Origin of the sequence: Chryseobacterium koreense CCUG 49689 (assembly GCF_001045435.1) — a bacterium.
Taxonomy (GTDB): Bacteria; Bacteroidota; Bacteroidia; order Flavobacteriales; family Weeksellaceae; genus Kaistella; species Kaistella koreensis.
Window position 1 is genome coordinate 44,678 of the sequence record NZ_LFNG01000016.1, and the last position, 23,650, is coordinate 68,327.

Genomic DNA, 23,650 nt, shown 5'->3' on the forward strand with positions numbered 1-23,650 from the left:
ATTTTAATAATTGATTTTTGTTGCAAATAAGAAACTTCACCGGAAAGCAATATTCCGGCAAAGTTTCAGTGAAAAATAAACTATGGATTTTCTGTATTTGAATTTTCTTCGGAGTAATCATCTGAAAATTCATCGGCTTGTTCTGCCTGGATTTTTTCCCATTTTTTCTTTTCGCTCATATAATAAATCAGCGGCACTACCAAAAGCGTCAGCAATGTGGAGACAATCGCCCCGAAAACCAATGAGATCGCCAAACCTTGGAAAATTGGATCAAAGAGAATGATGACTGCTCCAATGACCACCGCACCGGTAGTGAGCAAAATAGGTGTGGTGCGCACTGCTCCTGCCTGTATGATTGCCTGCTTTATTGGGATTCCCTCATTAAGCCGAATTTCGATAAAATCGATCAAAAGCACGGAGTTCCTTACCATCACTCCTGCCAAAGCAATCATTCCAATAAACGAAGTTGCCGTGAAAAATGCTCCCAAAAGCCAGTGTCCGAGCACAATTCCTACCAGTGAGAGTGGAATTGCAACCATCATCACCAGTGGAGTTTTGAAATTTTGGAACCAACCTACGATCAGCATATAAATGATGATGACCACCACTGCGAACGCTGCACCCAAATCCCGGAAAACCTCCAACGTTATTTGCCACTCGCCGTCCCATTTCACGGTATAATCGCTTTCATCAGTGGGCTGCTTCATATAAAGTTCGTTCAGCGAATAACCTGCCGGAAGTTCAATATTTTTCAATTTTTCATCCATTCCCAGAATCGCATAAGCCGGACTTTCCAAATCTCCCGCCATGTCTGCAAGTACATACACCACTCGTTTTTGGTCTTTTCTGTAGATGCTTTTTTCCAGCGTTTCACGTTTCACCTTCACCACGTCGCTGATCGGCATCATATTTCCCTGCTGTCCTTTTATTTTCAATGCGGTGATATCCTGAATGCTGGCTTTTTCGGAATTGTCCAGCTTCATGACCATATTTACAGGCTGGTTACTTTTTTCGTCATATAAAGTGGAAATGGGATATTCGCCCATCAGATAAGACAGATTTCCCACGAGCTGTTGCGGTGCGATTCCGTTCAGCATCGATTTTTCTTTGTCAGGAATAATTTTGAATTCCGTTTGGGGACTTTCCACCATCCAATCTATATCTACCACGTCATCTGTATTTTTCAGGATATTCTGTACCTGGTTTGCGATTCTAACCTGTTCGTCATAATTTGGACCATAAACTTCCGCAACTATGGTGGATAGAACAGGCGGTCCAGGTGGAACTTCCACCACTTTGATGTTAGCTCCGTATTTTTTGGCGATTTTCTGAATTTCTGGACGGATGGTTTTGGCCACATCATGACTTTGTTTGTCACGGTCTTCCTTATGCAAAAGATTCACCTGGATATCTGCAGTATTACTTGCTCCACGCATATCGTAATGCCGTACCAATCCATTGAAAGTGATCGGCGATGCAGACCCTACATAGTTTTGGTAGTTGACCACTTCGGGAACCGTTCTCAAATACTGTGCAACATCTTGGGTTACCGCATTTGTTTTTTCTAAAGTAGTTCCTTCCGGCATGTCGATGACAACCTGTATCTCATTTTTGTTGTCAAACGGAAGCATTTTTACAGCCACCCATTTCGTGAAAAACGCCAACATGGAAATCATCAACAAAACACCCGTGATTCCAAGCATGGACCATCTTTTCTTTCCGCTGTCCAGAAATGGCTGTTCGATCTTTTTGTACCATTTATAGATGAATCCAGTTTCTAAACCTTGTTCTTCTTGATGCTCCTGCTGATCTTTTACCTTTAATAAATGATAGCCGAGGTAAGGTGTCACGGTCAATGCAACAAACAGGGAAAGCAACATGGCAATTGACGCCCCGATAGGCATTGGTGACATATAAGGACCCATCATTCCGGAAACGAAAGCCATTGGTAAAATTGCCGCGATCACGGTGAAAGTGGCTAAAATGGTCGGGTTTCCCACTTCGTTGATCGCATAAATTGCCGCCTGTTTGAATGGCAGTTTCTTCATGTGAAAATGCCGGTGCATATTTTCTGCGATGATGATGCTGTCATCCACCACAATACCTACCACGAAAACCAGGGCAAAAAGTGTAATCCGGTTCAGCGTGTAACCGAGCATGTAATAACTGAAAAGGGTCAAAGCAAAAGTTAAGGGAACCGAGAAAAACACGACCAGTCCGCCTCTCCAACCCATTGCGAGCATCACCAAAATTGTCACAGCAATGATGGCCACAGCAAGATGCAGAAGAAGTTCTGAAACCTTATGCGATGCGGTTTCCCCATAATTTCGGGTCACTTCCACGTGTACTTCATCCGGAATTAAAGTTTTCTCCAAATTTTTCACTTGATGTAAGATCTGATCCGAAATCTTCATTGCATCTGCACCTTTCACTTTTGATACCGAAACGGTTACGGCAGGATATTCTGATGGGTTTTTAATTCCTTTTTCAGTTCCCATTCCATAGCCAAAACTTACATAATTTGCAGGTGCAGAAGCTCCATCTTCCACTTTTGCAATCTGCTTCAAATAAACCGGCATATTTCTGGAAGTTCCCACCACAAGGTTTTCCACGTCATCTTTTGACGTGAGGAATTGTCCGGTAGTTAAAAGATATTCCTGATCATTGCTTACAAAACTTCCACTTTGCGAACTGCCGTTATTGGCTTGAATCATTTGCATTACTGAAAGTGCATCCACATTGCTTTCGGCCATTTTTTCACGGTCCAGAATGATTTTCAACTGTCGTGGACTTCCTCCGATGACGTTGGTCAAAGAAACGTCCTTGATTTTCTTGATTTCGGAGGCGAGCTCCTCAGCAACCTGCCGAAGCTGGAAATCGCTATATTTTTCGCTCCAAAGGGTCAAACCCAGCATCGGAACATCGTCAATCGAACGTGTTTTCACGATGGGTTCTTGCACATCTTTTGGAAATATCATCTTATTTTTCATCAACTCATCGTAGAGTTTTACATAAGACCTTTCGGTGTCTTCGCCTACGTAAAACTGCACGATCAGCATTGCTTTTCCGTTCATCGCCATGGCGTGAACATGCTCTACTCCCTTGATATTGGAAACAATTTTTTCCAAAGGTTTCACCACGCGGTTTTCTACTTCAGTGGGAGATGCTCCGGGATATCCGACCATTATATCGGCCATCGGAACAATAATCTGTGGCTCCTCTTCTCTTGGTATCAATGTGGAACTGTAAACGCCGATAATCATCAATGCCATCATCAACAAAATGGTGAGTTTTGAATTGATGAAAAATTCAGCGATACGTCCTGCAAATCCTTTTTCCATAATATATTGAGTTTCGGGTTTCGGGTTTTGGGTTTCGAGTAATCTCGCACCAAAAATCCTGTTCCCGATTTATTTTACTTGAACTTTTGCTCCGTTAAACAATTTTCCCTTCGCGGAAACGATATAAGGTTCTTTGGAGTTCAGTCCAGAAAGAATTTCCACCTGATCTCCCAAGGTTTTTCCGGTTTTCACCCAGCGCAGTGTTGCTGTATTGGCGGAACTGACGGTATAAATCCCGGTTAGCTGACCTTTTTCGACTATCGCAGACTTAGGAACGGCAACCGATTCCTGAAAATCCTGATGGACACTTCCGCTTCGCTTGAATGGGAAAACCACGTTCACAAACATTCCCGGAAGATAATCATCACTTTGCGGCATGTTGATTTTCACCAAATATTGTCCTCCTGTATTGGTGGATGACAAACTTACTTCGGCCACGTTTCCCACCACTTCGGTATTCGTTGATTTCATGAGCACTTTCACAGCCATTCCGGTTTTGATCATGGTGATATCTTGTTCAGAAACCAATACCTGCGCCTGTAGATTCCCGGAACTTTCTATCGTTAAAATCGGCATTCCCGGATTTGCCAAATCTCCCTGGCTCGCATATTTTGCGGTAACCACCCCAGAAATCGGCGCTGTAATGTTGGTATACCGATATTGGGAATTCACTTCATTTTTCATCATTCTCGCGCCGTCTAGATTGGCTTTTGCCATTTCATACCGTGCTCTCATATCGTCCAATTCTTTTTGGGAAGCACTTTGATTATTGTATAAATTCTGGAAACGCTGAAAATCCTTTTGGGCCAAATTGAAATTTGCCTGAGCCTGTGCAATCTGCGCATCTGTTTGTCCGCCTTTTGCCTGGATATCTGTGTTATTGATACTCACCAGAGGTTGTCCGGCTTTTACAAAATCGCCTATTTCCGCTTTCATGCCGGTGATATATCCCATCATTCTGGTGGAAACATTCACGGAATTCTTGGCGACCAATTTTCCGCTTGCGCCGGCAAAACCCAACTCATCAGTGGTGGTGGATTTGCTGAGCATCACTTCAATCGGTTTGGAGCTGGCCTTGATTTCGTTTTGGTCTGAAGAGCAACTTGCTAGAAATGCAATTGCCGAAAGAAAAAATCCTGTCTTTATAATTTTCATAATTTTTAATTTTGCTAGAGTGTAAAGTTTTAATTTTTATTTAATGGTTGGAAAAAAAGCAACTTCTGAGCTGAATCATGAGTTCAAAAACTTGTAATATTCCAATGCGATGTTGTATTCAAAGATCGCTTGCTGGTGTTCCAGTTCTTTTTTAGACATCTGGGACTCTGCATTGAGGAGGTCTGACGATTTTTCCAGTCCCTGTTCGTAGCGGTTCTTATGGATTCGGTAGGCTTCCGCGGTTTGTTCCCACGCTAATTTTGTGAGATTCACCTTGTTGTCTGCATCTAAGACCTGTCGATAAGATTTGTTGAGCTCCAAACTGCTTTGTTTTTGGTACTGTTCAACTTCTTGCTGTGATTTTTTCAGGTCTGCTCTGTATTTTTCGATTTCACTTTTGGACTTCAAGCCGTCGAAAAGATTCCATGCTACCTGAACGCCTACCAAATAACCATTCGCATGAAATTCATAAGGCCGTTTGTCATAGATTTCAAAACTTCCGAAGGCATTTACTTTCGGCAAAAACTTGGCTTGCGAGGACTTTATGAGGTAATCATAAGCTTGCAATGATTTTTCATAGGCCTGCAAATCTTTCCGATCTGCCTTTAACTGTGGATATTGAGTAAGAATACTTTCCTGATACTCTAATTTTTCCCCGGGTTGAAATACTTTATTTTCAGCATTTTCATTCAATAGGAAAAAAAGGTAGTCTGAAGCATTTCGTACGTTTGACTTCGCGTATTGAATTTGATTGTCAATCTCTGAGACGCGAACGTTCATATCCAAAACATCTGACTTTTGGATCATTCCGTTTTTGAAATAATTGTCGATGACTTTTTTGTTGGCAAGCACGGTGTTTCTAGCATTCTGCAAAACCTCAACTGTTTTGTAAGCCATTTGCAGCTGCATATAGCCTTTATTCAATTCCAATTGAAGGTAATCTTTGGTGCGCTCCTGTTTCAGCTTTAAGACTTCCACCTTCACTTCACCTGCTTTCTTTTGATAGACGGCATCTTTGTTGAAGATTGGTTGCTGCACTTCCAATTTCGTGGCAAAATTGAAAATGTTTTTAGGGTTATTTAATTGGGATGGATTAAAATCCTCCATTTCCACTCGCCCCTGATTGAGTTTGGAACCAAATGCCATCAAAGGATTATTCGTAGAAATCCCGGTATAAGATGCGGTTACATTTGGAAGATACATTGCTCTACTCATCAACAAATCTGCGCTGGCTGAATTCATTTCTGCTTCAGCGATTTTCAGTTGCAGATTCTGGTTGGTGATCTTTTGTTGCAAATCGCTCCTGGAAACTGTGACGATTTCCTGGGCTTGGGAGACCAGAAAAGAAATAAATGCAAATCCAGTAAAAAGGTACTTCTTCATTTTCATTATTATTTTGATGCAAAAGTACCGGGACCTTTCGGAGTAGAACGTAACTTAGGTTACATAACGAAAAGTTACAAAAAAATTCAGGCTGTTTTTGGAGAAATGCCATTTCGGGTTTGCCATTTATTTAGATAATGTTAAGTAATTTTCCATCAAAAAAAGCATGAATAAACAGCTGACTTACCAGGGAAGTGAGATCGATGTTAAATATTTAAAAAAAAATAAAAAAAAGTCATAAACCTTTGAAAACAAATAGATAAAGGTGTAACTTTACATAAGAATTAAAATTCCTAAGTGATGAAAAAAATACTATTTATCTGCTTTTTCCTACCTTGGTTGGTAGGTATAGACGCACAAGTAGGAATAAATACTGCTGCGCCTGCAACAACTCTCGAGATTGTCGCCAAATCGCCTGCTACGCATGTTGAGGGAATCCTGATTCCCAAACTAACCGGGGATCAAATTTTTAATATGCCGATAACTCCTGCTTCCAATGAAGGAAATTTAGTGTACGCCATTTCGCCTGCCTCCGTGAGTAACCAAACCGGAGTGGGGGTAAACCTGACCGAAAAAGGATATTTCTACTGGGACGGCTCCGCTTGGGTGAGTATTGCTAATAACACCACGATTATCAATAACATTTTAGCATTGGTTAAACCGATGAACTTTGCGTACGGTGATAATAATGATTTTCCGCAGGGAGGTACTTTTTTTAATTCTCCACACAGTCCGGATCTTAAATTGTTGAATCCGATCTACGGCAATGCGGGGGGAACTCCGGATCTGATCCTTGAAAGTAATCCACTCAATGTGCAGATGTGGGATAATGCGACCTCTACCATCAAATTTCCGCAGCAATTGAAAGGGTATGCTATCACCATCAACGTTTCCTTGAAATACCAACAGGTGAGCTCCAACTCTCTTTCAACCCGTTTGGTGGCCTATACCGGTGATGCTCTGACAGACGGTGCTACAGGGTTCTATATTTCCGGAGGAACCAAGATCAAAGACTTATTTTTCAAACTCAATGCTACCAGTGGATTTACCTATGTAAGGGACGAACTGGTGATGTCACCGGTGATTGTAACCCAAGAAATCGTAGATCACGGCATTAAAATATTTGTAGGTGGTACTGGGAACACCCACATTGAATATTACGAACCCGTAATATCTGTTAATTACGGAGTAGTGAATACCACCCTTTAAACGAACATAGCGGAACAAGACTATTCTAAAAACTCAAGAATGATGCTGTAATCCCCGGAAGCTTTTCCGGGGATTGCTCTTGCTATTTCCGGACTATTTTCAGGAAAACCATTAATAAAATAAGGATGAAGCAGAAAAGTGAATGACCGGATCAGTAAATTTTGATGCTTTTGAATACCGGCACAAAACAAAAAATGCCGTAAAACCTACATTTTACAGCATTTTGTACTATTTTTATTTAATAGTTGCGATCCGGACGGGACTCGAACCCGCGACCTCCGCCGTGACAGGGCGGCATTCTAACCAGCTGAACTACCGGATCAATTTTTTCGAAGATAAAATTGTAAATCTTTTGCGATCCGGACGGGACTCGAACCCGCGACCTCCGCCGTGACAGGGCGGCATTCTAACCAGCTGAACTACCGGATCTCCTCAAATCAAAAGAACTCTTTCTTTTTGGTGAGTGCAAAAATACAACTTTTATCCGTTTCCGCAAACAAATCCCAAAAAAAATGCCTTCCTTGCTAGGAAAGCACTCATTTTCAATTAAATTATTTCTTAAACGTGGGCTGCAAGTTTTTCTGCAATGGTTTCTTTTGGTACCACTCCCACTATTTTGTCAACCACTTCACCGTTTTTGAAGATCAAAACAGTAGGGATATTTCGGATACCGTAATCCACAGAAACCTGCTGGTTATTGTCCACATCCACTTTGCCTACGATTGCTTTTCCTTCGAAATCTGCAGCTACTTCTTCAATGATCGGACCCAACATTCTGCATGGACCACACCAAACTGCCCAAAAATCCACCAATACTGGTTTATCTGAATTCAAAACCGTTTCCTGAAACGATTGATCTGTAATTTCTAATGCCATTTTATCTAATTTTTTATCTTTTTTATGGTACAAATTTACAACTTTCCGGCTAATTTAACGCACAAACTATCTATGCCCCACATTTGCTTTTTCTATTTCAAAAGAAACCGAAATTTCCTTCAAGGCATCAACCAGTGCATCGATTTCTTCTTTCGTGGTAAAATGGCTGAATGAAATCCTCAGCGGAGTGGTGTTTTCCATTTCTTCTTCGTCCAAAATGCTCATCATCACCATTGACGGATGAGAAGCTCCCGATGAACAGGCACTTCCCTGAGAAATTGCAATGCCCTTCATATCCAATTTCAAACCAATCATCGGATCTTTATAAGGCAGCAAAACGCTCAAAACCGTATATAGACTTTTTTCCAGATCCGCACTTCTCCCGTTGAATTTCACGCCAGGAATTTCCGAAGCAATCCTTTCAATGGCGTACTGCTTGATTTCTTTGATCTTATTGGCAAATTCATCCATATTATTCACGTAGATTTCCAGCGCTTTTCCTAAACCTACGATTCCACAAACATTCTCTGTACCAGCTCTTAAGCTCCTTTCCTGAGGACCACCTGTAATAATTCCCTTCAGTCCGGATGATTTTCTGATGAATGCAAATCCGCTTCCTTTGGGGCCGTGGAACTTGTGTGCACTGCAGGATGCAAAATCAATAGGAATTTCAGAAAAATCCAATTCCATATGCGCCATGGACTGCACCGTATCTGAATGAAACAGCGCATGGTTGGCTTTGCAAATCTCCGCGGCTTTTTTAATGTCAAAGAGGTTTCCGATTTCATTGTTGGCATGCATCAAGGTGACCAATGTTTTCTTGTCAGAACTTTTTAAGGCTTCTTCCAATTTTCCGAGGTCAATATCACCATTTTTATCAGGACGAAGATAAACCACTTCGATTCCCTTTCGCTTTTTCATATCTAGCACACTTTCTGCAACACACTTGTGCTCAAGCGGTGAAGTGATGATTCGCTCCACTCCCAAATGATCGACGCTGGATTTGATGATCATGTTATTAGACTCTGTGCCGCAACTGGTGAAAATGATTTCCGCAGGTGTCACATGGAGGTAATCTGCCACTTCGCGCCGAACTTTTTCGATGAGGATTTTTGCTTCCTGACCGTAGCTGTGTGTGGAAGACGGGTTTCCGAAATTGAATTTCATAACGCCAACCATCGCATCGATGACTTCTTCCGAAAGCGGAGTCGTGGCGGCATTGTCCAAATATATTTTGTCCATTTTTACTTAAAAAGGGGTTTTTTAGGGTAGGTATTTGCGGGACTAAATTTAATGAAAAAATTCATAATGGCTTTCATCAGCAAAATCCATCATTGGGCGGTCTCCGGAAGTATCTCCAAAAGCAATGATTTTATCGAATTTTTTTCCGTCGATTGCCTCTTTAATCCTGCTGACTTTTTCTGTGCCATTGCAATTTCTTCCCAAAAAATTTCCAGTGAAAATATCATCTCTAAATTCCGCCCGGGTTGCCAACAGATTCATACCCAGTTTTTCGGCAAAAGGTTTTACCCAGATATCCAAAGATGCGGAAACGATGTAACTTTCCGTGTTTTCGCTTTTTCTGTTTTTGATAAATTCAAGGGCATTTTCCCGAATAATTTCCGGATAATAATTTTCAAAGAATTTTTTTGTTTTTTCTTCTATTCTGCTTTTCCTCTGGCCTTTAAGTATGGATGAAATAAAACTTTTCTTTACTTTTTCGGCATTGGCCAATTTTAACTTTAACAAAATAAAAAGCGGAACGTGCTTGATAAACTGAAAATTAAACTTCAAAGGATCATAGAATTTAAGGTACAAAAACATGGTGTCTTTGTACGTTAAAGTTCCGTCGAAATCGAATAAATACAGTTTCTTCATTGGTATTTTTACAATTGGCAATCAGGTTACGCCATTCAGCTTAAAGCCACTTGCCAAAAGCGAACTAAAGTTTTAATTTCTTAAAAATAAATTCGGGTATATTTTTGATAATCAACATAATGATTCCCCATACCGGCAAAATGTAAACTATGTTTTTTTGTTTTTTATAGGCTTTGTAGATTGCTGCGGCAGCTTGTTTTGGACTTGCCGTAAGCGTGGGATTCAGTGGCAATCCTTCCGTCATTTTGGTGTCCATGAATCCTGGTTTCACGGTCATCACATGAACCTTTTTACTGAAAAGATAATTTCGGAGTCCGCTTAAATACGCCGTCAAACCGGCTTTTGCACTTCCGTAAATAAAATTGCTCTGTCTTCCCCGATCACCGGCAACAGATGATAGCACAATCATGTTTCCAGCACGTTTTCTTTCCATTCTTTCTGCAAAATAATTCAGAACAGGAACCAGTTTCGCGTAATTGATGTCGATGATCTTTTGCGTATTATTTTGGTCATAAAGCCCATCTTCGGTACTTTGCCCCAGATAACCGGTTGCACAAAAAAGGAGCTCAGAATCGATGTCATCGAAGCTGGAATAATCAATTTCACGCAACAGATCAAGCTCAATAATTTTGCTTTGCTGAAGGTATTTCACATCGATATGCTGTGCAAATCTCTTCGCGTTTTCCATATCCGAAGTGAACAGATAAACATAAGCAAACTGCTCTCCCGATTGCAAAACCTTTTCTACAAACGCTTGAGCTACTTCTGAATTACTGCCGAGAATGATCATGATTGATGGGTGCTTTAAGATTTGAGTTGGCTTTTTGGTGCATTTAGTTCAGGGTGCAATCAAATATTGTTAATGATTCTTTTATATTGTAGCGACACAAATTTCGGATTCTGAACATTTTGCAGGTAATTTGTCAATGATGATTTGCTCATGGCATCTTTGGTCAAATATATTCTTCCGCCGAACTCTTCAACAATTTCATCCAGTTTTTGCACCAAATCCTTCAGTTTAGAATTCACTTTAAAGTCCAAAGCCAAAGTATATCCTTCGAAAGGAAATGAATTGTAAGCTTCAGGATTATTTTTTCCGAAAAGCTTCAAAACCGCCAAAAAAGAGCCATTTCCACTTTTTGCAATGGTTTCCAAAATCCGCCGCATTCCTTCTTTGCCTTTAGCTTTGGGAATCACCATCTGGTACTGGATAAATCCGCTTTTGCCATAAATCCTGTTCCAATCGTTAATCGCATCCAAAGGATAGAAAAACGTTTCATAGTCTATATAACTCTTCACTTCCTTGGCACGCTGCTTTTTGAAATAGAGCATGTTGAAGAGCTTCACGGTGAAATTATTCAAAACAAAATTCGGAAAATAAAAAGGTACCGTGGGACTAAGTTTTGGCCTTAATCTGAGCGGATTATCATGGAGGTTTTTTGGAAGTTGATGTCTGAAAGCGTGCTCACCGCGCATCAAAATACTTCGGCCTATATTTTTTCCCGTTTGCAGACAATCGATCCATGCCACGCTGTAAGTCCAGGATTCGCTTTCTTCAAAAAGCCTGAATATTTCATCAAGATTTTCTGCTTTAATGCTTTCCTGCCTAATATATGCGGTTTCGATATTTTTTAACTTAAATTTTGCCGAGAGAATAATTCCGGTCAATCCCATTCCGCCAATTGTTGCCCAAAACTTTTCGGCGTTTTCGGTTCGCGAGCAATTCAGGATTTCGCCATTTTCATTAAGTAATGAAAATTCCAAAACGTACTCCGAAAAACATCCCTCTGCATGGTGATTTTTCCCATGAACATCAGATGCAATGGCGCCTCCAATGGAAATAAACTTAGTTCCCGGCGTCACATAGAGAAAGTAACCCTGTGGAACCACCACTTCCAAAACTTCTGAAAGTAAAACTCCGGATTCACACTCGATAATTCCGTTTAAGCGGTCAAAGCTGATGAATTTGTTCAGTCTTTTCGTGGAAAAAATATGTTCAGAAAACGCTGCGTCTCCATAACATCTTCCGTTTCCGCGAGCGATAATTTCGTTGTGGTTTTTTACGAATTCTCTAATCTTTTTTAAGGAATCATCTGATCTGATTTCTTTTTCTACCACCGGAAAATTTCCCCAATTCGTCACTTTCTGTATAAAATTCGGCTTCATTATTTGAAATAGATTTGAAGTAAAAAAGAAATGAGCCAAAGCACCAATGTGGCCTGAATGTAATGGTCTTTATAAACGATTTTGGTGGGCGATTCGGTTTTGTTGTAAACCAAAGTCTGCTGCAGATACCTTAGAAACGCGAAAACCACAAAGATAACGGTGTAGAAAACCCTTGGGTGAAAGCGTTTCTGTACTTCCGGCGATAGGGTGAACATCAGATAACAGACAATTGCCAAAGCGCAACTGATTGAAAGTGCGATATCTGCGAATTGCACATTATAACCATCTAACGCCTTTCTGGTTCGCCCGGAAATCTGCGCATTGATCAGCTCGCCGCGCCTTTTGCCAATCGCCAAAACCAGCGCCAGTACGAAGGTCAGCAAAATTGCCCATTGGGAAATAAAGATTCCGGTTGCGTAACCTCCTGCCAGAACTCTTAGAACAAATCCCGTGGCGATGATGCAGATATCTACGATGGCCACATGTTTTAATTTGAAGGTATAAAGGACGTTCATCACAAAATACAACAGGATAATAGTGGAAAATTTCCAGTAGTTTTGATGGAAATAGGATTGCCCGAAAAATATGAGCGCAGTGACAAAAGCGATCAGTAAAACCAAAATAGTGCGCGCAGTATTTTTGGAAATTGCACCACTCGCAAGCGGCCGATTCCTTTTCTCTGGATGTTTGCGGTCGGATTCGATATCCGAATAATCATTAATGATATAAATACAACTAGCGGTGAGGGAAAACACGACAAACGCAAAAATACTTTCGAGCAGCAGCTTGGAATTGGTGACATTGCCGGAAAAAAACAAAGGTGCAAATACGAAAAGATTTTTCACCCATTGTTCGACCCGAAGCAGTTTAAAGAATTTCGTCATCCGTGTAAATAATCAGCTACAAAATTAATGATTTTAAAATAAATTTTCAGTAAAAATACATCAAAGATTAATAACAGGGAAAACGGTTGTAAATAAAGGCTTTACAGCCGTTTTATGATTTTTTGGTAATGCGGTAAAAAGCAGAAAAAAGCGAGGTTTGGCAAAAGTAAGGTTACTAAAACGTTACTTTTAAATAATGGAAACAATCATTTCAAAACACTGTATTTCAGTCTTTTGCACAGTTTTTCATATTGTTCCGTGGCTCACATAAGTTTAATTTTATCATTAAGAATTGTGAGTATGGAAACGACAAAAAAATCAACGTTTAAGGTATTGTTTTACCTTAAAAAGAACGCCCCAAAGAAAAACGGAAAGGTTACGGTTATGTGCAGGATTACCGTAAACGGCAACCAGTCTGCATTCAGTACCAAGCTGGATATTTCCGCATCGAATTGGGATTTGAAGTACGGCAGGGTTTTAGGAAAAAGCAGGGAAGCCCAGGACGTGAACGGCAAACTTGACAAGATACGTTTAGGTATCGAGGAATGCTATTCCAAAATCCTGAAGAACGAGGGAGCTGTAAACAGTACGAAACTTAAAAATGCCTTTCTCGGTATGGAAAGCGGAGAGCTTACCTTTTTCAGGTTCTGCGAGCAATTTCTTTTGGACTTCGATAAAAAAGTCGGTAGCGGACTTAGGGCTATAGGTTCTTACCGTAGGTACAGGACACTCATAAAGCATCTTCGCAATTTTGCACGTGTGAAATATGGTTATACCGATGTATCTTTTAATGACCTTACCCCTGATTTTGTACAGGACTTTGATTACTACCTGCGTGATGACCATCAATTGGGGCATAATACGGTTTGGGTATATATGATTGGATTTACCACGCTTTGCCGATTGGCAATGAGCAGAAAGCATCTTGCCTTTAATCCTTTCAGTGAATACAAGAACACCAAAAAAGACCGAGACCGTGGCTATCTTTTGAGAAATGAACTGGAACAGCTCGTAACGTTCAACTGCGAAAAAAAGAAAGATGAACTGGTTAAAGATTTGTTTGTTTTCAGTTGCTTTACTGGTCTTTCCTATTCAGATATTAAAGGGCTTAGAAACAGCAATATTCAGGATTTCTTTGACGGTAACCAGTGGATTATCATACGTAGGAAAAAAACAGCCACATCGTCAAACGTGATGCTGTTGGATATTCCCAAAATGATTATCGAAAAATATGCAGGATTTTCAAAAGACGGTAAGGTTTTCCCTGTACCATCAAACACTGTCTGCAATGATAGTTTGAAACGAATATCTCAACTGATTGACTGCCTGAAACAAAAGAAAGTAACCTTTCATTTGGCACGTCATACGTTTGCCACCTTGTTTTTGAGCGAGGGTGTTCCGCTTGAAAGTTTGAGCAAGATGTTAGGACATAAGAATATTGCTACTACTCAGATTTACGCCAAGATACTTAACGAGAAAGTCGGTAAGGATATGCAAAAGGTTTCACATAAATTCAAGGGAATGGAACAGTCATTTGTTTCGCAACTATGAAATCTATAAAGTAATCAAGAAAAGTCAATGTTATTTACATTGACTTTTTTTGTTTACCTTGGCTACACTTTTAAGAAATTAAAACAAGACTTTAATGAAATCAAAAATTTTCCTATCAATATTTTTTAGTCTAACACTAATAGCATCAAAAGCTCAAACCAAAATTTTAACGAAACAGCAATTAAAACAAGACATTGAATCTCTTAGAGAAATTCTAAATGAAAATTCATCTTATGTTTATTTGAACGGATATGACTTTAATAAAGATTTTGAAAAATATCTGAAAAATCTGAAAGACTCTACCAAACTTGAAGATTTCGGTTCATTTCTTACTGAAACAATTGGTAAAATCGGAGACAGACATTCTTCTGTAAGAGGTTTTGAGGTGAAAGATTCTCTTTACTTACCTTTCATTTTTGCACCTGAAAACGAAAAGGTTATCATCCTGAAAAGAAATACCGACAAAACTTTGGAGATAGTAAATCTAAAATTTCCTTACCTCAAAAGCATAGACGGAATATCCACAGATGATTTCCTTCAGAAAATACTTCCTAATGGAATATCTGCACCACAAAAAGCATATTTCACAACCGCCGTAAGAGAAATTCGGGACGTTCAAAGAAATTACAAAATGCTCAACAAAGAATTGCCTAAAGAAATCAAATTAACATTTTCAGATGCATCATTCCAAAATGACACAATAATAAGTGTTTCTCCTGTGGCAAGAATGCAAACTTTTCAACCTTGGGATGAAAAATTTGAAAGTGAATTCAAGCTCACTAAAGAAGCAGATTATAATAAACCCGAAATCGTAAACAAACTTTTTAGCATCAAAAACAACATCGCATACATTCAGATTCCTGCAATGGTTGCTAAAGAAGATGCACCGCTTTTGTTGGAGAAAATCAATTCTTTTATGGAATCTATACGAAATGACAGTAAAGCATTGATAATAGACGTGAGAAGCAACGGAGGTGGGACAAGAGATATAACCTATGAATTTGCAAAATATTTTGTTCATCCCGATTCCATATTCGTAGTTAATGCTACCAAGCAAAGAGGTTTGATTCCTTTATCAGAAGAAAACATAGAAAGTTTACACAGCCGAAATTTATATTCGTTTTCAGAATTGGATAAACAAGAACAAAAAAGTGTAACAAAATTTCTCAAAACCTTCAAACCAATGTATGAATTGGACAATAAAAAATACAGCGAATACTATTTTGGTTTATTGAACGGAAAGAAATTAGCCAAACAATCTTTTTACTATAACAAACCTGTTTACATTTTAGCAAATGAAAAAAGTTTTAGTGCAGCATCTGTTTTTGTAGCAGTTTTCAAAAATATTCCAAATGTGAAAATTGTTGGGGTTACAACAGACGGTTCAAGTGGAAACAGTGACCGATTTGAGTTGCCTAATTCCGAAATTCGTCTAAAACTCAGCACAATGGTTTCTTTCCAAAAAGACGGGAAAATTTTGGACGGATACGGCACTGAACCAGACATCAAAATTGAAAGAGATATTAATCAGATTCTTTGGAAATCTGATACTCAAATTGATAAGCTAAGGAGCATTATTCTGAAAAACTAAAACACGATAGCCCATTGTTTTTAAGCAGTGGGCTGTTTCTTTAATTAACCGATACGGTTACAGTTTCAGAGCATTCTTTTTTTAACGGCTAACGTTGATAGTTATCTTCCAATACCTTGATAATATCGCTTTCACGAAAAAGGATTTTTCGTTCGAGCTTGATAAAAGGTAATAGTCCGTCATCTCTGTACTGTTGCAACGTCCGTTTGCTGATATGCAACATCTCGCAAACCTGTTCGCCTGACAGATAGATTTCCCCTTTAAAAAGTGGGTGGAAATATTCCCTGATATACAGCAGTTCATTTTTGATGCCTACCACAGCTTCGAGCAAAGCAAGCATATCCTCGTTTGAATTTCCAATCTGTTTCATTTCTTTTGCTTTTTTAACGGTCGCTCTCCCTGCATAAATAATTCCACTTCGGATAATCTGAAATATGTTTTCCGATTGATTTGCGTTGCCCCAAGAATGCCCTTTGCCCTGTACGTCTGCAATGTTCTTTTGCTGATATTGAGCAGTTGGCAGGCTTCCTGCTGGTCGAGCCATTTCGTTGCCTGTTGCAGTGCTTTGTAGGGTGCAGTGATTTCCACTATTAAATTAGAAACTTCCTTTACTTCCCTGTGCAATGCCTCTAAAATCTGAATGTCCAAAACCGTTATTTCCATATCTGCATCATTTAAACCCCGAAAATAAAAGCTATTCACATAGGTCATTGTAATGTTGCATCCAATGGCGGTATTTGGCGTTCAGTTGCCGAATACTCGGCTACAATCCCAGCTTTGGTTTCTTGTTTTTTGGTGGATCCTGTTGCGGTTTGATTGAACTGTCCATTTTTAAAGCAGGCTTTCTGCCCGTCTGTACGGTCTGGCTTTTTTCATCGTTTTTGAAGCCCAAACGCATATCCGTTTTTGTTGCACCTATGATGCTTTCAGGTTCGGAAGCAGGTTTTGGCGGTTCAGGACGTTTGCCCCCGAACAGCCTTTCCAAATTCAGCAAGCCTTTTGCTTCCCTATACTGCCGTTTAAAATTGGCTATGAAATTGGAAATCGGGTCGCTGTTCTTATCGACCTGCATAAAAGGTACATCCTTTTCTTTCCCGGACAGCTTTTTGTTTTTTTCAATTTGCTGCTCCCTGTCTTTTCCTATATTCTTTGGTTGTTCCATAACAGTACATTTTTCGGGAAAAATAGGATATTGGTGTAAGCAGTTACAAGTTTTGGAATTGATTGGCAGTATTTGGCGTTCATTGGCAATACAGATGGGCTTTTAATCCTCAAAACACTTTAATTTCCCTGTGATTATTCCCCTGCACATTCAAGAGTTTTGGACGGATATGGGAAAGCATAACAAAAAATATCCAACGCTTTTCCTACGCCTATTTTCCGTTATCCTTTCTGTGGCTTTGAAAGCCACTTCTTTTATAGATGGAACTTAATCCGCTTTTCATAAGCGGAGTTATTGGGGAAACAGGTTTCCAAAAAACGGATAAAAAGGCAGCCAAGTTGGAAAGGGCAGCCCACGCACCCGCCAGCCAAAAGCTTACGGCATAATGAAACAGAAAAAGAATACGGAAATGAAGTTCTTTTTTCTGTTTCACCCTTCGGGACTTATTCCGTTTCCTTTTGGCCTGCCTTGCCCTTTCCGTTTATCTGCTTTCTTTTTTTCCTTTTTCTTTTGGAAAAATATTTTTTTGAGGGGAGTTCTTCGGCTATCTACAATCGGCAGTGATATAAATACTATACTATTTGTTTCCCTGATGGTTTGTATCGTGACTTCTTTTTCTTGTAGGATTTGCGGAGCAAGAAAAAAGAAGCAAAAAGAACACCGCTTTTAAGACTGGATTTTTTATATCCAATGGTAAGGTTTATCCTTACGGTTCAGGTAACAGTACATTTCTTCCCTTTTAATTTCGGGGAAAAATTTTAAAGCCTTTTCAATGCCGTAATTAGGCAGGAAGTATATTTCGTCACGGATAGCGGTGACTACTTTTTCATAACCGTAGAAACGGATGATTTCATCAATTTCCTGCTGACCGCCACGCTCAACGATACGGGCGATAATGGTTTTGTAGGCTTTGTTAAAGTCCATTGCATCGATGTCGAAATCCCAAAAAAACACACGGTCAAGATTTGGAACATTTACGTTATCTTTTACTCCCATTGTTTTAAAATTGCCCGTTTATATCCAGTTGTACGGCTTATCCTTTCGGTTCAGATAACAATACATTTCTTCCTTTTTAAGTTCCGGGAAGAATTTCAGGGCATCTTCAATTGCATAGTTGGGAAGAAAATAAATTTCCTCACGGATCGCCTTGATTACTTTGTCATAACCGTAAAAACGAACGACTTCATCAATTTCATCCTGACCGCCACGTTCAACGATACGTGCGATTACAGCCAGATAGGCTTTTTGCCAATCCAATCTATCCACATCTGTATCCCAAAAGAATTTGGGATGCAGATTGGGTTTCTGAATGTTGTTTTCCATCTTTTTTATACAATATTTTTTCCTAGATATAGAAAAAAAAGTTGATCGCTCAACCTATAATCAACCATCGTAATTTTGGATAATCTTAGCCTATATCCAATGGTACGGTTTATCCTTACGGTTCAGGTAACAGTACATTTCTTCCTTTTTAAGTTCAGGAAAGAATTTTAAAGCCTTGTCAATAGCATAATTAGGCAGGAAGTAAATTTCGTCACGGATAGCGGTGACTACTTTTTCATAACCGTAGAAACGGATGATTTCATCTATTTCCTGCTGACCGCCACGTTCTAAAATACGTGAGACAACCATTTTATAGGCTTCCCATTCTATTTCATCAAATTTAAAATCCCAAAAGAATTTAGGGTGCAGATCAGGTCTGTTTATTATAATTTCCCCCATATCATTCCGTTTTTTTAGATATACAAATATACTGATTTTCAATTAAATTACCTTCTGAAACCACGTCTTTTGTTTGTCTTCTGCACCTCTTTTTGTTTTTGTAATGTAGCCTGTTCCAAGGGATTTTTCAAGGCTTTTTCAAGAATCGCTTTTATCTCATTAAAGCTTTTTTCTTTACCTTTTAATATACCGACTCCCTTAAAAGATTCAATCCTGTCATAGGTTTTTAAACCGATACATGCCCAATAAGGATCTTGTTTATACTTCTGGTGATAACTCTCCAGATAATTTTTTAGCGGAGCATGCTCAAGTAAAAAAGCCATATCCACAAAATCCTTATATCGTTCACCGCTCTGATGAATGGCATGGAGTTTCATCGCACCGATGTCCTGGTTTGATACCATTCTGATACCATCATTATATTCTAAAGGAGCCACCAATGGATAATTGTGTGTCAGAACATCAACCTTTATATTCCCTATAAAAGCTAAAACAGTATTATTTGACAGTCCGTCTTCTATCAATTCGGATCTATAGGCTTCCTCTAGGTATTTGAACATTTGTTTTGAGTCAAAATCTTTTGTTGTGAACAGGTCAATGTCCACCGATAAGCGATGTCCTAACCTCAAAGCAAGAGCTGTTCCACCCACCAAAAAATAATCTTTCAGCTTTTCATCTTTCATCAGCTTTTGGAGAAGTTCCCACATCTCTGTACTGACCGTTTCTTTGTGTAACATAATATTTCGTTTTTCGGAAATTTAATCCCGAAAGCGAAGTCTTTGTTCAAAGTGGCTGTCAGTGGCACTGTTTGACGTTCATTGGCTTTTTGCTGTATTTTCAGCTTGACCTTTCAATTTTTAAGAAACTCAAAAAATAGGTTTGTTCTTTTCATTGAAGCTTGACATTTTAGGTTATCAGATACTTAGGTGTTGATATACTTAAGTGGGTGATTATGTATCACTGTAATTGACTATCTATGCGCTTGCATTTCCCACTACACAATTACCTAACCAGATAGCTGAACAGGTATCTTTCTAAATATCCACTTAGTTACTTGCATCTTCAAGCAGGTACTTATGTTGTTACCTACATAGATAACTATATCGTTATGTCTGTCTGTTTGTAGATATAAATAAAGCAATCGTTTATCTGATTTTACGTGGCAGTATTTGGCTTTCAGAGGCAGTATTTGGCTGAATACATTATAGCAATACTCTGTTAAAGAGGTGTTTACTTTGTAAACACGAAACGAATTTTATTAATGGGGTTCTACGCAAACATATTTTGAAAAGTCGGAAGTAACTGGGAACGGCATCGAGCCGTTTTTCCCTGCTAATTTTAATCCGTTTTCAAAACGGATTTTTCTGAACTCCTGTTCAGAGCAAGTTATCTCTTGAGGTCCTCGAAATAAATTTCCGCACCTCAAGAGCACTTGCCCTTGCAGGGGCTGGAAACGGCTCCGAAGTCGCTCGTTTGTTTAAAAATTAAAATTGGATTATTATGGAAGAGGAAAACAAAAAACAGATTACGAAATCAGGACGAAAACCAAAGATTGACCCTGCCGTACATCGGTATTCTTTTAACCTGAATGATGAGGATAATGCCAAGTTCCTTGCCCTATTTGATCAATCAGAAATGAAAGTAATTGCTCATTTTATAACAGCCTGTATCTTTCAAAAGACGGTAAAAACCGTCAAAATTGATATGGATGCAGTGGAATACCACACAGGTTTGACTAAATTTTTCGGACAGTTTCGGGGAATAGCAACCAATTACAATCAGATTGTAAAGTTATTGAACGCTAATTTTTCCGATAAAAAAGCATCTGCATACCTCTATAAATTGGAAAAGAAAACCATAGAATTGGTACAAGTTACTAAAGAAGTCATCCGTTTGACACAGGAATTTGAAGAGAAGTATTTGAAAAAAGAGTAAAGTTATGATTGCAAAAATTGGAAAGGGAAGCAATATGTACGGTGCAATTTTGTACAATCAGCAGAAAGTGGAAAATGAAAACGGAGCAGTTTTGTTATTGAACAAGATACCCGACACGGTGGACGGCAGGTATTCTGTCCAATATTTCAACAAATGCTTTGAACCGTATCTATCGGCAAACATCAAAACAGAAAAGACGGTTCGGCATATTTCACTGAACCCAGATCCTTCGGATAAGGTCAGCGATGAGCAGTTTACGGAAATGGCACAGGAGTATATGGAACGTATGTGGTATGGTAATCAACCTTATATTGTTTTCAAGCATACGGATATTGACCGAACACATATACACATTGTTTCAACCTGTGTAGGCATTGACGGTAAGAAAATCCCTGATGCTTACGACCATCCACGCTCAATGGCAATCTGTCGAGATTTGGAACAGAAATACAATTTGCATAAGGCAACCGAACAGGAGCATAAACAAGCTGATAAGATTTTCAAAAAAGTTGAACAGCAGAAAGACGATATTAAAAGTCAGATTGCTTCGGTAGTACGGTATTTGCCAAAGTACTACAGCTTTTCAACTATGGGTAGTTACAATGCTTTGCTGTCACTTTTCAACATTACAGTAGAAGAAGTAAAAGGCGAGCGGAACGGACAACCTGTAAACGGATTGGTATATTTAGCTTTGGATGAAAACGGCAACAAGGCAAGCAATCCATTCAAAGCATCACTATTCGGAAAAGATGCAGGGGTAACACAACTACAAAAACACTTTGAACAGTCAAACGAGAAAATGAAAACCATCCCTGCGAGGTCTGTCCTAAAGAATACAATTGAATTGGCTATACATACGACAAACAACGAAGAGGAATTTAAAAAGCAACTTGTAGAGCAAGGTATCAATACGATTGTCCGCAGGAACAACAACGGACGGATTTACGGTATAACGTTTATCGACCACGGAAGTCGTAGCGTTTGGAACGGCTCACAATTAGATAGAAATTTGTCTGCAAATGTATTTAACGATTGGTGGAACAATGGAAATAAACCCGAATTAAAATTAAAGGAGAGACCTGTTTCCGATACAAATACATTGGAAAATCTGCCAACAAAAGACCTCTTTGAATTTCTCTCACATGAAAATTCATCTAATTTCGATTTGGGATTATTCAGCCTATTACCCGATGCACAAGGAGAGGATTACGAAGAAGAAAAGTTTGCTAATCAGATGAAGAAGAGGTGGAAAAGACGAAAACACTAGTACTAAAAAAAAAATATTCACTCATGATTCATTAACTTATTTCGCAGATGTTATAATAAATAGGTACAATAAACTTAAAACAGCTATAATAATTGTAAATTCGCATATAACAATTTAGCTTAAAGGTGGGCAGAGTATTAATAATAGATGATGAGGAAAAATTGAGAAATCTCCTTTCAAAAATAATTGATTTTGAAGGTTTTGAGGTTTTTCAGGCATCCAATATCAAGTCAGGTTTACAAAGGTTAGAGATAGAAGATATAGATGTTATTATCTGCGATGTTAAACTTCCTGATGGAAGCGGTGTGGACACCGCAAAACTGATTAAAGAAAAATTTCCCTCTGTAGAAGTGATTCTGCTGACCGCCTACGGCAATATACCGGACGGTGTACAAGCTATTAAGAATGGGGCATTCGATTATATTACAAAAGGTGATGATAACAATAAGATTATTCCACTTCTTTATAAAGCCAGTGAAAAGGTAGCTTTAAACAAAAGAGTCCAACAATTAGAAAAGCAGTTAGGTAAAAAATATTCATTTGATAAAATCATCGGTACATCAAAGCCAATCCTAAAAGCAATTGAATTAGCAAAGAAAGTGGCTTCAAAGGATACAACAGTATTATTAACCGGAGAAACAGGTACTGGTAAGGAGGTTTTTGCACAGGCCATTCATCAAGGTAGCCCGAGAGCAAACCAAAATTTTGTAGCGATAAACTGCTCCGCATTTAGCAAAGAGCTCTTAGAAAACGAATTGTTTGGTCACAAAGTAGGTTCATTTACAGGAGCTACCAAAGATCAAAAAGGACTTTTTGAGGAGGCTCATAACGGAACCATATTCTTGGATGAAATTGGAGAAATGGCCATGGACTTACAAGCTAAAATTTTACGTGTATTAGAAACAGGTGAATTTCTGCGTGTTGGTGATGCCAAACCCATTAAAGTCAATGTAAGAATTATTGCTGCAACCAATAGAAATCTGGAAAATGAAATTGAGTTAGGTCATTTCAGAAGTGATTTATTTTACAGACTTTCTGTATTTGGCATTGAGCTACCGTCTTTGAGAGAACGTGTGAAAGATATCAAATTGTTGGCTCAGTATTATGCCGATCTTTTTGCAATAAAATCCAATAGAAAGCCTTTAGCTTTATCGGAAGATTATGTTACAGCATTGGAAAATAATCCATGGAAAGGAAATATACGTGAACTGAAAAACGTAATTGAGCGAAGCGTAATTTTAGCGGATGATGACCTGCTTGATTTAGATACACTGCCTGTAGACCTTCAATATGCAAAATCAAATTCAGAACTATTGTCTGCATTTTCTATGGCAAGCGTAGAGAAACTGCACATTCAGAAAATACTAAATCATACAAATGGAAATAAAGCAGAAACAGCCCGCTTATTGGAAATAGGTATCGCGACGCTTTATCGTAAAATGGAGCTATATAAAATTCAATAACAGGTTTATTCTTTTTGGGTACTGAACATAATTGGAGCTGTAGAACCCAAACGGGAAATCCCTTTAT

At 38.9% G+C, this 23,650-nt stretch carries 23 protein-coding genes and 2 tRNA genes; 7 read left to right on the forward strand and 18 right to left on the reverse strand.

Going from position 1 to position 23,650, the window contains the following annotated elements; genetic code table 11:
- Window positions 1-80: 80 nt before the first annotated feature.
- The 3 genes from ACM44_RS11585 to ACM44_RS11595 form a co-directional block, all read right to left on the reverse strand.
- On the reverse strand, window positions 81-3,341 hold the full coding sequence (locus tag ACM44_RS11585; protein ID WP_048500208.1) for an efflux RND transporter permease subunit: 3,261 nt from the start codon (window positions 3,339-3,341) through the stop codon (window positions 81-83).
- 69 nt (window positions 3,342-3,410) lie between these two features.
- Window positions 3,411-4,496: an efflux RND transporter periplasmic adaptor subunit gene (locus tag ACM44_RS11590; protein WP_048500209.1), complete on the reverse strand. Its 1,086-nt coding sequence runs from the start codon at window positions 4,494-4,496 to the stop codon at window positions 3,411-3,413.
- Between the two features lie 75 nt (window positions 4,497-4,571).
- The gene (locus ACM44_RS11595) at window positions 4,572-5,879 is read right to left on the reverse strand and encodes a TolC family protein (protein WP_048500252.1); all 1,308 of its coding nucleotides are present in this window, start codon (window positions 5,877-5,879) and stop codon (window positions 4,572-4,574) included.
- Between the two features lie 300 nt (window positions 5,880-6,179).
- On the opposite strand from ACM44_RS11595, the gene ACM44_RS11600 reads away from it, so the two are divergent.
- On the forward strand, window positions 6,180-7,088 hold the full coding sequence (locus ACM44_RS11600) for a hypothetical protein (RefSeq protein ID WP_048500210.1): 909 nt from the start codon (window positions 6,180-6,182) through the stop codon (window positions 7,086-7,088).
- A 248-nt stretch (window positions 7,089-7,336) separates the two neighbouring features.
- On the opposite strand, the gene ACM44_RS11605 is transcribed toward ACM44_RS11600, so the two are convergent.
- The 8 genes from ACM44_RS11605 to ACM44_RS11640 all read right to left on the reverse strand — a co-directional run bounded on the left by ACM44_RS11605 (window position 7,337) and on the right by ACM44_RS11640 (window position 12,892).
- Window positions 7,337-7,410 (reverse strand) — tRNA-Asp (locus tag ACM44_RS11605).
- A gap of 33 nt (window positions 7,411-7,443) precedes the next feature.
- Window positions 7,444-7,517 (reverse strand) — tRNA-Asp (locus ACM44_RS11610).
- Window positions 7,518-7,646: 129 nt separating this feature from the next.
- The gene (gene trxA / locus ACM44_RS11615) at window positions 7,647-7,964 is read right to left on the reverse strand and encodes a thioredoxin (RefSeq protein WP_048500253.1); all 318 of its coding nucleotides are present in this window, start codon (window positions 7,962-7,964) and stop codon (window positions 7,647-7,649) included.
- Between the two features lie 66 nt (window positions 7,965-8,030).
- Window positions 8,031-9,206: a cysteine desulfurase family protein gene (locus ACM44_RS11620; RefSeq protein ID WP_048500211.1), complete on the reverse strand. Its 1,176-nt coding sequence runs from the start codon at window positions 9,204-9,206 to the stop codon at window positions 8,031-8,033.
- Between the two features lie 48 nt (window positions 9,207-9,254).
- Window positions 9,255-9,842, reverse strand: a complete 588-nt coding sequence (locus tag ACM44_RS11625; RefSeq protein ID WP_048500212.1) for an HAD family hydrolase — start codon at window positions 9,840-9,842, stop codon at window positions 9,255-9,257.
- Between the two features lie 64 nt (window positions 9,843-9,906).
- Entirely contained in the window at window positions 9,907-10,632 is a 726-nt protein-coding gene (locus ACM44_RS11630; RefSeq protein ID WP_048500213.1) for an SDR family NAD(P)-dependent oxidoreductase, read from the reverse strand.
- A 59-nt stretch (window positions 10,633-10,691) separates the two neighbouring features.
- Window positions 10,692-12,008 carry an FAD-binding oxidoreductase gene (locus tag ACM44_RS11635; RefSeq protein ID WP_048500214.1) on the reverse strand — a complete coding sequence of 439 codons (1,317 nt, stop codon included), beginning with the start codon at window positions 12,006-12,008 and terminating at the stop codon, window positions 10,692-10,694.
- Window positions 12,008-12,892, reverse strand: coding sequence for a decaprenyl-phosphate phosphoribosyltransferase (locus ACM44_RS11640; protein WP_048500215.1), 885 nt, complete (start codon window positions 12,890-12,892; stop codon window positions 12,008-12,010). Before ACM44_RS11640 ends, ACM44_RS11635 begins: the two co-directional genes overlap by 1 nt.
- Window positions 12,893-13,192: 300 nt before the next feature.
- Here ACM44_RS11640 and ACM44_RS11645 point away from each other — a divergent pair, with 300 nt between their 5' ends.
- Together ACM44_RS11645 and ACM44_RS11650 are read left to right on the forward strand one after the other, a co-directional pair.
- Complete coding sequence (locus tag ACM44_RS11645; protein ID WP_048500216.1) at window positions 13,193-14,443, forward strand: site-specific integrase; 1,251 nt, start codon at window positions 13,193-13,195, stop codon at window positions 14,441-14,443.
- 94 nt (window positions 14,444-14,537) lie between these two features.
- On the forward strand, window positions 14,538-16,034 hold the full coding sequence (locus tag ACM44_RS11650; RefSeq protein ID WP_048500217.1) for a S41 family peptidase: 1,497 nt from the start codon (window positions 14,538-14,540) through the stop codon (window positions 16,032-16,034).
- 88 nt (window positions 16,035-16,122) lie between these two features.
- On the opposite strand, the gene ACM44_RS11655 is transcribed toward ACM44_RS11650, so the two are convergent.
- The 3 genes from ACM44_RS11655 to ACM44_RS11665 form a co-directional block, all read right to left on the reverse strand.
- Complete coding sequence (locus ACM44_RS11655) at window positions 16,123-16,404, reverse strand: helix-turn-helix domain-containing protein (protein ID WP_048500218.1); 282 nt, start codon at window positions 16,402-16,404, stop codon at window positions 16,123-16,125.
- Entirely contained in the window at window positions 16,401-16,697 is a 297-nt protein-coding gene (locus ACM44_RS11660; RefSeq protein ID WP_048500254.1) for a helix-turn-helix domain-containing protein, read from the reverse strand. Before ACM44_RS11660 ends, ACM44_RS11655 begins: the two co-directional genes overlap by 4 nt.
- A 100-nt stretch (window positions 16,698-16,797) precedes the next feature.
- Window positions 16,798-17,196, reverse strand: coding sequence for a hypothetical protein (locus ACM44_RS11665; RefSeq protein WP_048500219.1), 399 nt, complete (start codon window positions 17,194-17,196; stop codon window positions 16,798-16,800).
- 385 nt (window positions 17,197-17,581) lie between these two features.
- On the opposite strand from ACM44_RS11665, the gene ACM44_RS15195 reads away from it, so the two are divergent.
- A complete protein-coding gene (locus tag ACM44_RS15195; protein WP_152669350.1) occupies window positions 17,582-17,866 on the forward strand; it encodes a hypothetical protein in 285 nt (94 codons plus the stop codon).
- A gap of 11 nt (window positions 17,867-17,877) precedes the next feature.
- Here ACM44_RS15195 and ACM44_RS11675 read toward each other — a convergent pair whose 3' ends face one another.
- From ACM44_RS11675 to ACM44_RS11690, 4 genes are all read right to left on the reverse strand, one after another.
- A complete protein-coding gene (locus ACM44_RS11675; protein WP_048500221.1) occupies window positions 17,878-18,192 on the reverse strand; it encodes a DUF6922 domain-containing protein in 315 nt (104 codons plus the stop codon).
- 18 nt (window positions 18,193-18,210) lie between these two features.
- A complete protein-coding gene (locus ACM44_RS11680; protein ID WP_048500222.1) occupies window positions 18,211-18,519 on the reverse strand; it encodes a DUF6922 domain-containing protein in 309 nt (102 codons plus the stop codon).
- A gap of 90 nt (window positions 18,520-18,609) precedes the next feature.
- Entirely contained in the window at window positions 18,610-18,918 is a 309-nt protein-coding gene (locus tag ACM44_RS11685; RefSeq protein ID WP_048500223.1) for a DUF6922 domain-containing protein, read from the reverse strand.
- A gap of 47 nt (window positions 18,919-18,965) precedes the next feature.
- On the reverse strand, window positions 18,966-19,655 hold the full coding sequence (locus tag ACM44_RS11690; RefSeq protein ID WP_048500224.1) for a nucleotidyl transferase AbiEii/AbiGii toxin family protein: 690 nt from the start codon (window positions 19,653-19,655) through the stop codon (window positions 18,966-18,968).
- Window positions 19,656-20,418: 763 nt separating this feature from the next.
- Between ACM44_RS11690 and mobA the strand changes: the two genes are divergently transcribed.
- The 3 genes from mobA (at window position 20,419) to ACM44_RS11705 (ending at window position 23,583) form a co-directional block, all read left to right on the forward strand.
- Window positions 20,419-20,853 (forward strand): conjugal transfer protein MobA, encoded by a 435-nt coding sequence (gene mobA, locus ACM44_RS11695; RefSeq protein ID WP_048500225.1) that lies wholly within the window; start codon window positions 20,419-20,421, stop codon window positions 20,851-20,853.
- 4 nt (window positions 20,854-20,857) lie between these two features.
- A complete protein-coding gene (gene mobB / locus ACM44_RS11700) occupies window positions 20,858-22,120 on the forward strand; it encodes a conjugal transfer protein MobB (RefSeq protein WP_048500226.1) in 1,263 nt (420 codons plus the stop codon).
- 125 nt (window positions 22,121-22,245) lie between these two features.
- Complete coding sequence (locus ACM44_RS11705; protein WP_048500227.1) at window positions 22,246-23,583, forward strand: sigma-54-dependent transcriptional regulator; 1,338 nt, start codon at window positions 22,246-22,248, stop codon at window positions 23,581-23,583.
- Window positions 23,584-23,650: the final 67 nt, after the last annotated feature.